The 16199-nt window shown below is 66.9% G+C and carries 13 protein-coding genes and 1 pseudogene; 10 read left to right on the top strand and 4 right to left on the bottom strand.

The annotated features are described in order from the left end of the window. Nucleotides 1-14: 14 nt before the first annotated feature. Nucleotides 15-1250 carry a lipase LipE gene (gene lipE, locus H276_RS0116535; protein ID WP_019972413.1) on the top strand — a complete coding sequence of 412 codons (1236 nt, stop codon included), beginning with the start codon at nt 15-17 and terminating at the stop codon, nt 1248-1250. A gap of 8 nt (nt 1251-1258) precedes the next feature. Here the strand turns inward: lipE and H276_RS0116530 are convergent, their stop codons facing one another. Beyond that, nucleotides 1259-1702 carry a PPOX class F420-dependent oxidoreductase gene (locus H276_RS0116530; RefSeq protein WP_019972412.1) on the bottom strand — a complete coding sequence of 148 codons (444 nt, stop codon included), beginning with the start codon at nt 1700-1702 and terminating at the stop codon, nt 1259-1261. A gap of 110 nt (nt 1703-1812) precedes the next feature. On the opposite strand from H276_RS0116530, the gene H276_RS0116525 reads away from it, so the two are divergent. Then, entirely contained in the window at nt 1813-2250 is a 438-nt protein-coding gene (locus tag H276_RS0116525; protein WP_019972411.1) for a DUF4383 domain-containing protein, read from the top strand. Between the two features lie 180 nt (nt 2251-2430). Continuing rightward, the gene (locus tag H276_RS0116520; protein WP_026357087.1) at nt 2431-4224 is read left to right on the top strand and encodes a CocE/NonD family hydrolase; all 1794 of its coding nucleotides are present in this window, start codon (nt 2431-2433) and stop codon (nt 4222-4224) included. Nucleotides 4225-4234: 10 nt separating this feature from the next. On the opposite strand, the gene H276_RS0116515 is transcribed toward H276_RS0116520, so the two are convergent. After that, a complete protein-coding gene (locus tag H276_RS0116515; RefSeq protein ID WP_026357086.1) occupies nt 4235-4843 on the bottom strand; it encodes a class I SAM-dependent methyltransferase in 609 nt (202 codons plus the stop codon). A 73-nt stretch (nt 4844-4916) separates the two neighbouring features. On the opposite strand from H276_RS0116515, the gene H276_RS0116510 reads away from it, so the two are divergent. The 5 genes and pseudogenes from H276_RS0116510 (at nt 4917) to H276_RS0116490 (ending at nt 10126) form a co-directional block, all read left to right on the top strand. Further along, nucleotides 4917-5768: an AraC family transcriptional regulator gene (locus H276_RS0116510; protein WP_019972408.1), complete on the top strand. Its 852-nt coding sequence runs from the start codon at nt 4917-4919 to the stop codon at nt 5766-5768. A gap of 131 nt (nt 5769-5899) precedes the next feature. After that, nucleotides 5900-7084 (top strand): alpha/beta hydrolase-fold protein, encoded by a 1185-nt coding sequence (locus tag H276_RS0116505; RefSeq protein ID WP_019972407.1) that lies wholly within the window; start codon nt 5900-5902, stop codon nt 7082-7084. Between the two features lie 20 nt (nt 7085-7104). After that, nucleotides 7105-8583, top strand: coding sequence for an FAD-binding oxidoreductase (locus tag H276_RS0116500; RefSeq protein ID WP_019972406.1), 1479 nt, complete (start codon nt 7105-7107; stop codon nt 8581-8583). A 22-nt stretch (nt 8584-8605) separates the two neighbouring features. After that, nucleotides 8606-8872, top strand: a pseudogene (locus H276_RS0116495) (fumarylacetoacetate hydrolase family protein); the annotation flags it as partial. 159 nt (nt 8873-9031) lie between these two features. Next, a complete protein-coding gene (locus H276_RS0116490; protein ID WP_019972404.1) occupies nt 9032-10126 on the top strand; it encodes a diguanylate cyclase in 1095 nt (364 codons plus the stop codon). Between the two features lie 57 nt (nt 10127-10183). Here the strand turns inward: H276_RS0116490 and hrpA are convergent, their stop codons facing one another. After that, the gene (hrpA, locus tag H276_RS0116485) at nt 10184-14155 is read right to left on the bottom strand and encodes an ATP-dependent RNA helicase HrpA (RefSeq protein ID WP_019972403.1); all 3972 of its coding nucleotides are present in this window, start codon (nt 14153-14155) and stop codon (nt 10184-10186) included. Between the two features lie 166 nt (nt 14156-14321). Here hrpA and H276_RS0116475 point away from each other — a divergent pair, with 166 nt between their 5' ends. Beyond that, nucleotides 14322-14546: a hypothetical protein gene (locus H276_RS0116475; RefSeq protein WP_019972402.1), complete on the top strand. Its 225-nt coding sequence runs from the start codon at nt 14322-14324 to the stop codon at nt 14544-14546. An 11-nt stretch (nt 14547-14557) separates the two neighbouring features. Here H276_RS0116475 and H276_RS0116470 read toward each other — a convergent pair whose 3' ends face one another. Further along, nucleotides 14558-15451, bottom strand: a complete 894-nt coding sequence (locus H276_RS0116470; protein ID WP_026357084.1) for a mycobacterial-type methylenetetrahydrofolate reductase — start codon at nt 15449-15451, stop codon at nt 14558-14560. Nucleotides 15452-15635: 184 nt separating this feature from the next. Here H276_RS0116470 and H276_RS0116465 point away from each other — a divergent pair, with 184 nt between their 5' ends. Beyond that, nucleotides 15636-16088 (top strand): 6,7-dimethyl-8-ribityllumazine synthase, encoded by a 453-nt coding sequence (locus H276_RS0116465; RefSeq protein ID WP_019972400.1) that lies wholly within the window; start codon nt 15636-15638, stop codon nt 16086-16088. Nucleotides 16089-16199: the final 111 nt, after the last annotated feature.

Genomic DNA, 16199 nt, shown 5'->3' with positions numbered 1-16199 from the left:
CAGGCGGATCGCGCATGAGCTCAGACGGCCGGATCGCAGTCCCCTCCGACCTGGACACAGTCACCGCCATCGCGGAAGAAGCTCACTCCGATATCGACCCGCAGGCAGTCGAGCGGATCTGGCAGTCGGTGCAGTATTGGTACCGCGCCGGGATGCACCCGGCGATCCAGATCTGCCTGCGCCGCAACGGCAAAGTGATCCTGAACCGCGCGATCGGACACGGCTGGGGCAACGGCCCGGACGATCCGCCCGAGGCCGAGAAGATCCCGGTCCGCACCGACACCCCGTTCTGCGTCTATTCGGCGGCCAAGGCCATCAGCACGACAGTCGTGCACATGCTCGTCGAACGCGGATGCTTCTCGTTGGATGATCGCGTCTGCGACTACCTTCCGAGCTATACCAGTCACGGCAAGGATCGCACCACCATCCGGCACGTCATCACCCACAGCGCGGGGGTGCCGATCCACACCGGTCCGCGTCCCGATGTCACGAGGGTCAACGACAGTGAGTACACCCGTGAGCAGTTGGGGAACCTCAAACCGGTCTATCGGCCCGGGCTCGTGCACATCTACCACGGGCTGACCTGGGGTCCGCTGGTCCGCGAGATCGTCCTGGCGGCCACCGGCCGTAACATCCGCGACATCCTGGCCGAGGACATCCTCGATCCCCTCGGATTCCGCTGGACCAATTACGGTGTTACGCCTGAAGAGGTTTCGCTGGTGGCGCCGAGCCACGCCACGGGCAAGCCGCTGCCGCCTCCGATCGCCGCGGCGTTCCGGGCGGCCGTGGGCGGCACCCTGGACCGCATCATCCCGCTCAGCAACACCCCGCTGTTCCTCACCAGCGTCGTACCCTCGTCGAGCACCGTCTCGAACGCCGACGAACTCTCCCGCTTTGCCGAGATCTTGCGTCGTGGCGGGGAACTCGACGGGGTGCGGATCATGCAACCCGAAACGCTAAGGGCGGCAATCAAACCGGCTCGGCGGATGCGACCGGACGTCGCGACCGGGCTCAAGCCGATGCGCTGGGGCACCGGCTACATGCTCGGCGGTAAACGGTTCGGACCGTTCGGGAAGAACACCGAGGCGGCGTTCGGGCACACGGGCCTCGTCGACATCGCGGTGTGGGCCGACCCGGCGCGCGCGCTGTCCGCCGCGATCGTCAGCAGCGGCAAACCCGGCGGCCATCGGGAGGCCAACCGCTATCCCGCCGTGCTCGACCGCATCGCCGCCGAGATCCCGCAGAGCTGAGTCAGGGGTCAGCGCAGCTGCTGGCCGTAGACCCGCTCGACGGTCATGGTCATCAACACCCGCCGATCGGACACCATGACCGCCCGGTACTCATCCCAGTCGGGATGCTCGCCGGCGGCGTTGCGGTAGTAGTCGACGAGCGCTTCCACCTCGGGACCGTGCGGATCGGTACCCGGACCGATGAGCGTCACCGGCCCTTCGGCGGTCGCCCAGGCCCAGCCGTCCGACCTGGTCACCTCGATCGCGGCACGGGGGTCGCGTCGGAGATTGAGGGTCTTGGCGCGGCCGTCGGTCATCGATACCTGGATGATGTCGGCGGACCGGACATACGACTGCGTCACCGGGGACAGCTGTGGCATACCGCTGGCCTTGATGGTGGCGAGTATCCCGAGGCGGACCTCGGCGAGCAGATCCCGCGGATCGAACGGCGGGTTAGATGAGGTGACCGTCACGTCTGTGCGCAACCTCCGAACCCACGCCCACTATTCCAGGAGACCTCGATGCCTCGTGGCCCAGTGCATCGACGTTGACCACAGACTGTAGTGGTCGTAACGTCCGAAGGGTGAAGCACTGGAGCTTTGCACAGTGGGGATTGTTGGTGATCGCACTGTTTCACGTGGTCCAGGCGGTCGTCGGATTCATCGCCGAGCCGAGTTTCGCCATCGGTCCCGGCGCCCCCACCATGCAGATCATGGGGATGGATTACAACGGTTGGCACGCCGTTGCCGGTCTCGCCTTGTTCGCTCCCGGCCTGGTGTTCTGCTGGCGCAAGTCGTGGTCGGTGCTGTACCTGCTGCTGGCGGCGGTGGCCGGTGCGCTGCCGGGAATCTGGGCCTTCTTCTCACACCAGGTGGCGTTCGTGTTCTCGTTCCCGAACAACACCACCGATGCCGTCGTGCACATGATCACTGCGGCCATCATGCTTGCCGTGGCCCTCGTGCAGATCTGGCTCGACGGCGGCCTGCGCAATTCTCTGGCCGACCTGCGGCAAAAGCGGTGACGTCACCTCCTCGTCTACGGTCGAGCTGATCGCCGACACGTCGTCAAGGGGGACTTCATGACGAACCGGTTGCAGGCCGTGCGAGAAAAGACGATGGCCGGCTGGGCAGCGGCACGGACGCGCAAGACAAGCCCGTCACCACTGGAACCACCGTGGACGCCCGAACCCGCGCGGTTCGGCATCGGCGTGCGCCACAACGTCGCGGTCCCGGTGCGCGACGGCACTGTGCTGCGGGCTGACATTCACTACCCGACCATTCCCGAGACCGGTGAGCCGGCACCGGGCCCGTTCCCGGTGCTGCTGTCCATCACGCCCTACGGCAAGAAGGCTCCGCCGCCGGCCGCGCAGATCGGCGGCGGGGCAACCCCATATCTGATCAGGCGCGGCTACATCGAGGTGATAGCCGACGTCCGCGGTACCGGGGTTTCCGGCGGATCGTTCGAGATGCTGGGCGCCGAGCAGGTCACCGACGGCGTCGACCTGGTCGCCTGGGCCGCGCAATTGCCGAATTCCAACGGCCGGGTCGGCATGTTCGGTATCTCCTATCTGGCGATCAACCAACTGCTGACCGCAGCCGCTGTCGGCCCGGGCTCACCGCTGCGGGCGATCTTTCCGGTGATGGCCGCCAACGATTTCTACCGCGACGTGGTCACCATGGGCGGCGTCCCGCACATGCGCACGGTCCGGGCCTACGGTGCGGTGTATTCGCTTCTGAACGTGGTCAATTCGACGCTGGAGTTCGCCAACCGTGGTCCCCACGAGCGTCCGCGGGCGGGTGGGCTGGCCGGGGTACGTCAGCGCGGACACGACCAACGGCAGTACTTCAAGAGCATGATCGCCGATGCGACGGCCGGCGGGGACAACGCATTCGACGGCCCGTTCTGGGACGGTATGCGCGCCAGCGACGTGTTGCCGAACATCGTCGGCAACGACGTCGCGGTGTTCCTCGTCGGCGGGTGGCACGACGCTTTCCAGCGCGGGGCGCCACTCAACTACGCCGCCCTGCAGAACACCTTCGCGGGTCGGCCCGCCGATGCGCCGATGCAGCCGGGCCAGCCGACCTCGGAGCGCATCCAGCTGATGATGGGTCCCTGGTACCACGTTTCGGATCTGGACGGCCTGCATCTGCGTGCCCTGCAGCTGCGGTGGTTCGACCGTTGGCTGAAAGACTCCGAGGACGCCGCGGTGACGGGTACGCCGGTGCGCTTCCAGGCCATCGGCGGCTCGCGGTGGTTTCACACCAGCGAATATCCGTTCCCCGAGGCCACGCCCACGCGGTTCTTCCTGTCCGACGGCGGCGGACTGAGCACCGAGGTCGAGCCCGACGTGACCGAGGCGATGCTCCGGTACGCCACGCGTGGGCCGATCTCGGGACGCAGCCTGGAACAGTGGAGTCTCGGGATGGGCAGCTTCGTGGTGTCCCAGGCCGGCCGCCGCATCCGCTACGACCTCGACAACAGCAGGCTTCAGCGAGAAGCGCTGACCTACACCACCACAGTGTTCGACACGCCGCGGTTGGTGGCGGGCCCGGTCGCGCTCACCGTGTACGCGCGCGCCAGCACGACGGAGACGTTGTGGGTGGCTCATCTGGACGACGTGTCCCCCGCAGGGGTGAGCCGTCCCCTGACCCAGGGCGCCCTGCTCGGTTCGCATCGCACCCTGGATACCGACAAGACATGGTACCTGGACGACGGCACGGTGCTGCGGCCGCACCACATCAGCACTCGCGCAGCCGTCGTCCCGGTGGTGCCGGGGCAGCTGACGCGCTACGACATCGAGGTGTTTCCCACTGCTGCGCTGATCGAGGCCGGACATCGGTTGCGGCTGACCCTGACCACCTACGACTTCCCGAACCTGGTGCCGACCAAGCCGGCCCGCCGAGCCCTGGCGGGCGGCGTCTATCAGCTGCGCCAGGGCGGACAGTCGCCGTCCCAAATCCTCATCCCGCTGGCCGACCCGGCGGCATTCGGATAAGGCACCGATCTCAGGCGGAACGCGACGCGTGATAGAAACTCAGGCTGCCCATCACGCGATGGGGCCGGGTCCTGACGACGGCGCAGTCGAAGCCGGCCGTGGTGAGCAACTGCGGTATGGCGGCACCGCGGATATCGACGATGTCGAGTCGGCCACCGGGTTTAAGCACCCGAAACAGTTCCGCCGCGGCGGCGGACTTGGTGGCCTCGTCGAGGTGATGCAGCATCATCGACGACAATGCCCGGTCGAATTCACCGTCCTCGAACGGCAGGTGCTGCGCGTAAGCGCGTTCGAACCGAATGCCGGTCATACCCTTGGTTTTCCGCTGCGCCCGGGCCAGCGCCCGCGGATCCGGATCGGTTGCGGTGATATCCACTGCGGGGCAGGCCCGTTTGACGCGGGTGGTGACGTTGCCAGTGCCGCAACCGATTTCGATCACCCGCTGTCCGGGGGCGAGCTCTGCCTGCCGGACCAGGGCATCGTAGACGCGGCCCATTCCGAGCAGCTTGGTCAGCAGGTCGTAGCCCGGCAGCAGCAGGTCGTGCCCGGCAGCGGGCAGGTAGTCGTGCCGATTGGCCGGACGATGCGGATTCAGAAGATGCGGATGATGCTCGGTCATACTCCCCATGGTGATCTGGTCTTGACAGGCCATGTTGGGGGATTCTCGGCAATATCTGGACTATCTTCGGTACATGCCTGAGGTTGCGCGCCTCGCTCACCGCCGCGACGGCGTACCGGTGTTCCAGTACCACGGCACCCCGGATCGGCCGCCCGTCACCGTGCTACGGGGCGTGCGGGCCGAGGTGACCGCACCCGGCCCGCACATCCACGAGTTCCCGGTGCTCTGGTACGAGCCCGCCACCGGGGCGGTATTCGTCGTCGCCACCGGCGCCGTGATCGATCCGTCGATCACGACGACTTCGGGTGAAGGAGCCGGGGTGCTCTTCGATCCGGGCGCACTCGGCAGCGACAGCCGTTCGCCGTGGCCGTCGTGGCAATCGCATCCGCTGCTGTTTCCGTTCCTGCACGGCCAGGCCGGCGGCTTGCTACAGCTGGCGGTCCCGATGGAGAGGCAAACCTTGTGGGACAGCACGATCCGATCGATCGAGACCGAGCTCGCTGAGCGCCGGGACGGGTACCGCCAGGCGGCGCTGGCCCATCTGACGCTGCTGCTGATCGACCTGGCCCGACTGGCCGGCGATGTGGTGGGCGATCTGCGCCGCAACGGCGAACCTCTGCTCGCCGAAGTTTTCGACGTCATCGACCGTCGCATCGGCGAGCCCCTGTCATTGCGGGACGTTGCCGACGCTGTCGGGCTGACCCCGGGCCATCTCACGACACTGGTACGCCGCCGCACCGGCCGCACGGTCGGCGAATGGATCATCGAACGCCGGATGGCGCGGGCTCGACAACTGCTCACCGATACCGAACTGCCGGTGGCCGAGATCGCGACCCGGGTCGGAGTTGTCGATCCGGGGTATTTCAGCCGCCAGTTCCGGGCCACGCATGGTGCTTCGCCGCGGGTGTGGCGCCGTTCGCACTGACCAGCCGTCCGGATCGCAAAATAGACGATCATCGGTCTGTTCAGCATCGGGATCGAATCATCTTGGTAACGGCCGGGTTACGCCGGGCGCGGCCCTGTGGCCATCACAGACTGCATTGTTAGCTTGCCAATGTGACGGGCAGGTTTCTGGGCCGGATGATATGGCGGCTGACGGCTACCGCGAGCGCGACATTGTTGGTGTCGGCACTGTTGAGCGTGGCTGGTACGCCCACCGCGACGGCCTACTCGCGTAAAGGACTTCCGGTCGAGCAGCTCGAAGTCCCGTCTGCGTCCATGGGCCGCAACATCAAGGTCTCATTCCAGCCCGGCGATGGGCCGGCGACCGCCGGCGGCACCCCGGCGCTGTATCTTCTGGACGGCCTGCGAGCTCAGGACGACGAGAACGGTTGGGACATCAACACCGCCGCGTTCGAGTGGTACTACCAGTCGGGTCTCGCGCTGGTGATGCCGGTCGGCGGGCAGTCCAGCTTCTACACCGACTGGTACCGGCCCGCGGCAGGCAGCGCAGGCACCACCACCTACAAGTGGGAGACGTTTCTCACCCAGGAACTACCGGCGTGGCTGGCTACCAACCGCAGCATCCGGCCGACGGCCAACGCCGTCGTCGGGCTGTCGATGTCAGGCGGCGCCGCACTGACCCTGGCCATCTGGCACCCGGCCCAGTTCATCTTCGCCGGCGCGCTGTCCGGCTTCCTCAATCCGTCACAGGGCTTGTGGCCCACCATGATCGGATTCGCGATGAAGGATGCCGGTGGGTTCAATTCCACCGACATGTGGGGCACATCCAACGATCCGGCCTGGCGGCGCAACGACCCCATGGTCAACGTCGGCCAACTGGTCGCCAACAACACCGCTATCTGGGTGTATTGCGGCAACGGCGTCTCCTCCGACCTGGACTCGGCCGGCGGCAGCTTCGGCCAGATGTACAGTGCGCAGTTCCTGGAGAACATCACCGTGGATTCCAACAAGGAGTTCCAGAAGCGCTATCTGGCCGCCGGAGGACACAACGCCGTCTTCAATTTCCCACCCAACGGCACGCACAGCTGGGGTTACTGGGGCGCCCAGCTGCAGCAGATGAAGCCTGACCTGCTTCGGGTCCTCGGGGTCGGCGCCCCACCACCGACCCCGGCGCCGGAACCAGCACCTGATGCGCTCGCGCAGCAACCCGGCGTGGCGCAGGTGCCCGGGGCCCAGGTACCGCAAGCAGCTCAGGTGCCCGGCGCCGTGGCGCAGGTACCTCAGGTCCCACAGGTGCCCGCGGCGGTGGCGTCGGTACCTGCGGCATACCCGCAGTAGCCGGCTCCGCCCGTCGCACCATGACCTCGCAGATCTCTCGTCAGACCTTCTTACGCGGGGCACTTGGACTGGCGACCGCCGGAGCACTCGGCGCGTGCCGCGACGGTCCCGCACCTCCCCCGGCAGGCTCGACGACGGCTGCCGGACCACCGGACTGGGGCGCCCTTTCCGGTTCGCTCGACGGTAAGGTCATCCTGCCGGATGACGCGGAATTCCCTGCTGCCAAGGGCGTTTTCAATACCCGGTTCGATGACACGAGACCTGCCGCGGTGGTCGTGGCCGGCTCGTCCGGCGACGTGTCGAAAGCCCTCGTGTTCGCCGCCGAGCACGCCATCAAGGTTGCGCCCCGTAGCGGCGGGCACTCCTACATCGGCGCCTCGGCGACATCGGGCGCGATGGTCATCGACTTACGCGGGCTGCCCCGCACCATCGACTACGACGACGGTACCGGCCTGGTGACGGTTGCAGCCGCCACCGATCTCGACACGGTGCAGAGCGCACTCGACGAGCACGGCCGCTCGATTCCCACCGGGAGCTGCCCGAGCGTCGGTGTCGCGGGCCTGACGCTGGGCGGTGGCCTGGGTTCCGATGCCCGGCGCTACGGACTGACGTGCGACAGCCTGGTTTCGGCGACCGTCGTCGTGCCCGGCGGCGAGACGGTCACCGCGTCGTCGGACGACCACGAAGACTTGCTCTGGGCGCTGCGGGGCGGCGGAGGCGGGTGCGGCGTGGTCACCTCGTTCACATTCCATACCTTTGCAACCGTCGACCGCGACGTCGTCACCCTCACGTTCCCTGAAAGCGCGGCGGCACAACTGCTCTACGGATGGCATCACTGGCTGAGCACGGCACCGCGGGAAGTCTGGGGCATGGTCAACCTGACTTCCGGCCCTGGCACCGATCTGCAATGCAGCATCGTGCTGGCGACTCCCGCACAGACCGGTGACCACGCGGCGGCTGCCCTGGCCGCCGTGATCGGCGCGGCCCCGCTGAGCACCCGAACCCAGACCCTGGGCCATCTGGACTTCGTCCATTACTTCGAAGGCGGCAACGACGCCACCAGGCCCCGGGCCTTCGTCGCGGGCTCGGACATCGTCGCGGAAATGACCCACACCGCTGCCGAATCCATCGTCACCGCGTTGTCCGCCTGGGCCAAGGACGCGGGGGCCGCGACCGCTGTCGTCGAATCACTCGACGGCGCCGTGACCGATACGGCACCTGACGCCACCGCCTTCCCGTGGCGACGCGACGCCGCCTGCGTGCAGTGGTATACCGAGCCGACATCATCGGCCGCAGTCGACACCGCCACGGGCTGGCTGCGCGACGCGCACCACGCGGTGCAAGCGAATTCGGCCGGCGGGTACGTCAACTACGTCGAGGCCGGCATGCCCGCGGCCCGCTACTTCGGGCACAACCTGGACCGGCTGAATACCGTCCGGTCTCACTACGATCCCGCCGGGCTGATCTGCACGGCGCTGGGACCGACGGAGCACCGATGAAACTACGGCGAGTCCGCACCGAAACCTGCCCCGCATCGACGCGATCACCGGTTCGGTCGCGATCAACGGTTCGGTGGTCAGCACCGTGTCCAGCGCTGGTAAGCAGCACACCCTCGGCGAGGTGCTCGCGCACGCATCGCGCAGCGAGCAACTGTTGCCGGGTGAGCTCTTCGGCACCGGAACCCTACCCGGCGGTAGTGGCATGGAGACCGGGAACTGGCTACGTCGCGGTGACACCCTCACCCTGGCACTCGAGGGCTTCGGCGAGATCGAGCACGTCATCGGGTAGCGGCCCGACGTAGCCCATCGTTGCTAGTTGATCGACTCAGGCACCAAAAACGCACAGAAGAACGTTAGCTGACGATCGGCGCGGTATTGCCACCATCGGCCCGCAGATGTCGTAAATTCCCGCACTATGCGGAGGTTTGGTAAATCGGGGGGCGGTGAGGTGAGCGGGGTACCGGAACAGACTCACCAGTTCGACTGGCTCAGCACCTATATCCGGGACCGCGGGCTACGACGCCACTGGCAGTGGGTGACGGCCCTGTATACCGCCGTGTTGGCGGCGCTTCCGCTGTTGATGATCTGGAGCCCGAACGGTCCCGACCATATGCTCTCCAGATTGATTGCGGTGGGCACCGCAGCACTGGGATTTCTCAGCGCCCTGGTGTGGCTCGTGCACTGGCCCACCAGAAGACAGTCATCGCTGTTCTTGTTGGCTGCGAGCGGTATCACCGGGCTCGGGTGTGCCGCCCTGTCCAATCCCTACTCGGCACTGATGGGTTGCGTGATCTTCGCAGTGCTCGGCGGATTCATCGCGTACTTCCACACTTTGCGCTACGTCGTCGGCAATCTCGTGGTCTGCGCAGCGTTCGCGGCCGTCTTTGCGTTTCGGCTCATCGAGGACACGGGTGATGTCGCCCTGGCGGCCGCCGCCGTGCTGACCGTCGCGGCACTCAATACCGGTGTACCGTTCGGGATCCGGTCCCTGGTGCACGCGTTGCGCTCGGATCTCACGGTGTCCGATCACGATCCGCTCACGGGCCTGCACACCCGACGCGCCTTCTACCGCTCGGCGCACGGCCTGATCCGGCAGCGAGCCGTGGGATCCCACCTGGTGGTCCTCGTGATCGACCTGGACAACTTCAAACTGCTCAACGACACATGGGGGCACGCTGTCGGAGACCGGGCGCTGGCCCGAGTCGGGGCAGCCCTGCGCGACAACTGCCCGTCGGCGGCGGTGATCGGACGGCTCGGGGGCGAGGAGTTCGTCATTATCGACATCCACAGCACACCGCGACCAGCCGATCTTGCCGAGCGGATTCGCCGGGCGATCGCGGCACTCCCGTACCCCACGACCGCCAGCATCGGCAGCGCCAACGCCCCACTCGACGGTGCCGGGACAACCCCTGATCCGCGATTCCTCGACGACGTCATCGTCGCGGCCGACCTGGCAATGTATGCGGCCAAACGTGCCGGCGGGAACCAGGCGTGCCACTACACCGATCTGCATCCCGCCTCCCTGCTCCGCGAGCGACCGTAGTAGCTGAGCTCACGGGGTGATCCGGGCGCCGGCACAGGCCGGGCGGTGTTCATCCCATCAGTTCTGAATTGCGTCGATCGCCTTGTAGATACGCTGCTCGCTGACCGGGCGCGGGGTACCGAGCTGCTGAGCCCACAGGCTCACCCGGAATTCCTCGATCTGCCACGCGATCTCGCCCACTTTGGGATCGGCGGCGCGGGCCTGCGAAAGCGCCTGCACCACATCGTCATAAGCGTCCTCGACGGCGTGCACCCTGGACATCCGCTCCCGGTCGGCAGCCACGGCCTGCGGCAATCGCTCCAACCGACGGGCGATCGCGGTGACATACCGGGCGAGGTCGGCCAACCGCGGCGCACCCGCGGCGGTCACAAACCCCTTGGGCAGCAAGCGGTCCAGTTGAGAGCGAATGTCGGCTACCGCGTCGGCCTGCGCCGGCAGCGGCTTGTCCGGCAGCGCAACGTGCACCTCGTGGGCCGCCGTCAGCACGGCCTGCACCCGGTTCACCACGGCCGTGGTGGTCGCCCCCAGTTCCTTGGCGGCTTGCTGCGCGAGCGCGGTGAAATCAGCCCCGGTCCACACCGCCCGCTTCAGCAGAACACCGGCCGCCGCATCGGCACAGTCCTCGAGCAGCGCGGCCAGGGTGCCGTCCGGGTTGGTGTTGAGCGTGAGGCGCACCCGGGGACTCAGACCGCGTTCGATCGCCTTGACCGGTGAGGGCACCGTGAGCCGCAGCAGCCGGCGCAGACCCGGGCCCATCGCCGCGGCCTGTTCGGCCTGGGTCGCGAACACCCGGATGTCCACGGCCTTACCGGCGTCCACGAACGCCGGGTAACCGCGCACGGTGTGACCGCCCGAGACGTTCTCGACGTTGCGAGGCAGTTCGTCGAGATCCTCGGGCCAGCCGCGTAACCCGCTACGTTCCAGACCTCCTCCGAGAGCGTCGGCCACCGCCGCAGCGACTGGCACCGCCAGCTGCTCACGCAACGCATCGATGTCCTTACCCCGGGCCACCTCGGTGCCGTCGGTGGATTCGACGGCAAAGGTCACCCGCAGATGCTCGGGCACCTTGCTCAGATCGAACGCGTCGATCGGCACCAGGACGCCGCTGCGCCTGCGCAGTTCGCGTTGCACCTCGTCCAGCAGTGAACCGGCGGCCGGATCCAGATCGGGCAGGATGGCCCGCGCGGTGTCCGGTGCCGGGACGAAGTTGCGCCGCAGATCCTTGGGCAGCGACTTGATCAGCGCCGTCACCAGCTCTTCCCGCAAAGCGGGTACCTGCCAGGCAAATCCGTCGCCACCGAGGCGGGCCAGCACTCCCACCGGAACATGCACGGTGACACCGTCGTCGGCGGCGCCGGGTTCGAAGCGGTAACTGAGCGGCAGCGTCAGGTCACCGGTCTGCCAGGCGTCAGGGTGTTCGTCGGCGGCGTCGGTACGCAGCAGATCGGTGCGGGTGAAGGTGAGCAGGTTCGGGGTCTGGTGCCGCTGCTTCTTCCACCAGGCATCGAAGTGGCGGGCCGAGATGACATCCGCGGGAACGCGGGCGTCGTACAGCGCGAAGATATCGTCGTCGCCGACGATCAGATCACGACGGCGGGCCCGCTCCTCCATCTCCTCCAGCTCCGTACGCAACCGCGCGTTGTCACGGAAGAAGTGGTGCCGGGTCTGCCAATCCCCCTCGACGAGCGCGTGCCGGATGAACAGCTCCCGGGCCAACTCCGGGTCCACCTGCGCATAGCCGACACGCCTGCGTGCCACGAGCGGCAGTCCGTAGAGCGTCACGCGCTCGAAGGCCATCACCGTGCCGCGCTTGGCGTCCCAGTGCGGTTCGCTGTAGCTGCGCTGCACCAGATGTCCCGCCACGCGTTCGATCGCCTCGGGCTCGATGCGGGCCGCGATGCGGCCGAACAACCTGCTGGTCTCCACCAGATCGGCCACCACGATCCAGTGGGGTGGCCTCTTGGTCAGCACCGAGCCCGGGGCCAGGACGAAGCGGGTGTTGCGGGCCCCCAGGAACTCCCGGGAATCGCGTCCGCGGGTCTCCTCACGCATCCCGACGTGCGACAACAGACCCGCCGCGAGCGCGGCATGTATGCGCGACGGGTCGGCCGGCTCGTCACTCTCGCGAATTCCGATGTCACGGGCGATGCTGCGCAGCTGCCCCACCAGATCCTGCCACTCCCGGATCCGCAGGTAGTGCAGGAACTCCTCGCGACACATCCTCCGGAAGGCATTGCCGGACAGCTCATTTCGCTGCTCTCGCAGATACCTCCACAGATTCAGGTAGGACACGAAATCGGAGTGCTCGTCGGCGAACCGGGCGTGCTTCTGGCGCGCGGCGTCCTCACGGTCGGCGGGACGTTCGCGCGGGTCCGGGATCGACAGCGCGGCCGCCAGCACCAGCACCTCAGCCACGCAACCTTCGGCCTCGGAGGCGAGGATCATCCGGCCGATCCGAGGGTCCAGCGGCAAGCGGGACAGCCGCCGGCCGATATCGGTCAGCCCACCGTCGGCGCCGAACGCACCGAGTTCCTGCAGCAGGCCGACACCGTCGCGGATGCTGCGCGGATCCGGCGGGTCTAAGAACGGGAACTGCGCGGGACCCTCCAGGTCACCGAGTCCCAGGGCTGCCATCTGCAGGATGACCGCGGCCAGGTTGGTGCGCAGGATCTCCGGATCGGTGTAGCGGGGCCGGGATTCGAAGTCTTCCTGGGAGTACAACCGGATGCAGATACCGGGTGCGGTACGGCCCGACCGCCCGGCGCGCTGCGCAGCCGACGCCTGTGAGATCGGCTCGATCGGCAGGCGCTGCACCTTGGTACGGCGGCTGTAGCGGGAGATGCGGGCCGTGCCGGGGTCGACGACGTAGCGAATCCCGGGAACCGTCAGCGAGGTCTCGGCGACGTTGGTGGCCAGCACAATTCGGCGCAACGCCCGGCTGGGCTGGAACACCTTCTGCTGGTCGGCGGTCGACAGCCGCGCATACAGCGGCAACACCTCGGTGTTCTGGCCGACCACGGTACGCAGGGCATCGGCGGCGTCCCGGATTTCGCGTTCGCCGGACAGGAAGACCAGCACGTCGCCGGGCGGCTCGGCTTCCAACTCGGCGACCGCGTCGACGATGGCTTCGACCGGGTCCCTGATCTCGGTACGCACGATCTCGTGATCGGGGTCGTCGGGATCGGCTGAGTCTGAGTCTGAATCATCAGCCGGTACAGGCACTTCCAGCGGACGGTACCGGATCTCGACCGGATACGTCCGGCCCGACACCTCGACAATCGGTGCTCCGCCGCTACATCCATGTTCGGCTCCACCGCTACATCTATGTTCGGCTCCACCGAAGTGCCTCGCAAAGCGCTCCGGCTCGATCGTCGCCGAGGTGACGATCACCTTCAGATCGGGCCGCCGCGGCAACAACTCCCGCAGATAGCCGAGCAGGAAGTCGATGTTGAGGCTGCGTTCGTGGGCTTCGTCGAGGATGAGCGTGTCGTAACGCAGCAGCCGACGGTCTCGTTGAATCTCCGCGAGGAGAATGCCGTCGGTCATCAGCTTGACCAGCGTTGCGTCGCTGGCCTGATCGGTGAACCGCACGGTATAGCCGACCGCCTCACCCAGCGGGGTTGCCAACTCGTCGGCGATGCGCTGGGCGACGGTCCGCGCGGCCAGTCGGCGCGGCTGCGTATGGCCGATGGTGCCGCGGATGCCGCGGCCGAGTTCCAGGCAGATCTTGGGCAGCTGCGTCGTCTTGCCCGAACCGGTGGCGCCCGCGACGATCACCACCTGGTTTTCGCTGATGGCCTTTGCGATCTCGTCGCGCCGCTGCGTGACCGGTAGATCGGGGTAGGTGATGGACGGGACGGCGGCCTGGCGCGTGAGCACCAGGGCCTCCGCAGCACGGAATTGTTCTATGAGGTTCGTCGGGACACTGACGTCACGAAGATTCCGCAACCGTCTGCCCAGGCGGGCGGCGTCACGAATCGTCAGGCCGTCGAGGCGGGAGCGCAGCTCGGCGACTGATGGTTCGGACACCCGACAAGGGTAGCGACGTCCGATCACCGGTGACGATGCGATCAGCGCCGCTACGATTGATCGGCGGGTTCCGGACTGCGGACTGCGGAGGTGGTCCGACGATCGTTGCCCTCGTGCCCGGTGGTGGCGATGCCCATCGGTTGGCTGACGGTCGCAGGCGTTCGTCTTGGGCCGCACGCTGGCCCCGCAGTTCCACCCCGAACTCGATCCGGCGCTGCTGGAGCTCTGGATGGGTGAAGACCAGGACGGCGCCGCCGCCGCGGCGGTCGGCCTGACCCACGATGAATTACGTTTGCGGACAAAGGAACTCGCGAATGACTCGGCCGTGCGCATGCGCGAACTGGTACGCGGTTACCTGGCACGGGTAGTCCACGCCGCGCCACAGTCTTGAGCTGAGCCGGGTCAGGCGTGATCCGGCGCCCAGTAGGCGAGCATTTCGGCGAACGTTGCGAACGCAGGCTTGGACACGCCGTAGGCCGCTTCGAAGTGAATGCTCAGCGGGAAGCCGAGGTCGGCCACTCCGTCGATCACCCGCTTGTACAGGTCCAGCATCAGCTTGCGCTTGTCGTCCGGGTCGCGATCCGCGAGCTGGCTGACGAATTCCTGCTCCGCAGCGACAGCCTCGTTGCCTGGGTCCTGGATCAGCCAGTTGATCAGACCGACCTTGGACTCCATCTTCGGTACGAAGCCGAATGACAACATGATCTCGGGTCGGTGTTCGGTGGTCTCGGCGAATTCCTTGAGGAATCCCACGATGGTGTCGGAGTACAGCAGCTGCGTCATGCCGTACGTCGCGCCCCGCTCGCATTTGAACTTGAACCGGCCCCGCTCGCCGTCGCGGGTCGGGATGAGGATGGCTCCCCGATTGGGAACCAACTGCTCATAGATCGACAACGCGTCAGTGGGCGCGACGCCCTCACCCTCGCCGTCCTTCATCGTCCTCGGTACTCCGACGAAGGCGATGCCGTCGAAACCGGCCGCGCTCAGATCGGCCAGCCGCCGGCCCAGCGCCGCCTCGTCCAAGAATGAGGTGACCTGCGTGCACAGACCGCCCATGCCGGGCAACTCGGGCCGCAGGATGTTCCAGTAGTCCAGGACATCCATCCGCGGCTTCATCTCGACCGGACGGTCGTCGTCCTCGTCGATCATCCCCGGGATCATGACGTGCCGGATCCGGCCTTCGATCCCGGTCTCGGCGGCCAGCGCGAGCACTTTGTGCGCTTCGTCGACGGGATACTGCACGCCGCGTTCCAGGTTCGGCGGAACGAGTTCCAGCGCGATGGTGTTCAGGGGCACGGACTTGCTCCACATCTCATTGCGTTCAGTCGCAGCATGCCGGGCAGCATTGACCAACAGCAGCCGATGACCTCCAGCCTACGTATCGGGACCGCCGCGGTGACGGGCCGGTCACCCCTGCACGAGCGCGGGAGAGGGCCGACGCGTACCTCGGTGGCGATTGGTACTGCGGTACCGTCACCGCATGACTGACGCAGCCACGCAGATCGCGTTCGTGCAGGCCACCTGGCACCGCAATATCGTCGACCGGGCGCGTGAAGGTTTCACCGAGCGGATCCGGACCGCCGGCTTCAGTGATGACCACCTCGAATTCTTCGAGGTACCCGGCGCGTTCGAAATCCCGCTGACGGCGAAGCGACTGGCGCGCAGCGGCCGGTACCGGGCGGTGGTCGCCGCGGCGCTGGTGATCGACGGCGGCACATACCGGCACGAATTCGTCGCCACGGCCGTCATCGACGGGCTGATGCGAGTCCAGCTGGATACCGATGTCCCGGTGTTCTCGGTGGTGCTGACGCCGCACCATTTCCACGAGCACGACGAACACGTCCGCTACTTCACCGAGCATTTCGTCAAGAAGGGGGCCGAGGCCGCCGAAGCCGTCGCGGCGACCCTGGAGCTGCATAAGTCCCTGGGTTAGCGGCCGAACGCGGACCGGTCATCATCCAGCACCCCTCGAACCGGATGATCGGCCGATCGCCGAACCGACATTAACATGAAGGTCGTTCATGTTATCTGTGTGGGACCATGC

The organism is Mycobacterium sp. 141 (assembly GCF_000382405.1).
GTDB lineage: Bacteria > Actinomycetota > Actinomycetes > Mycobacteriales > Mycobacteriaceae > Mycobacterium.
Note: the sequence above shows the minus strand (reverse complement) of the source record. Positions and strands in the feature narration are given on the sequence as shown.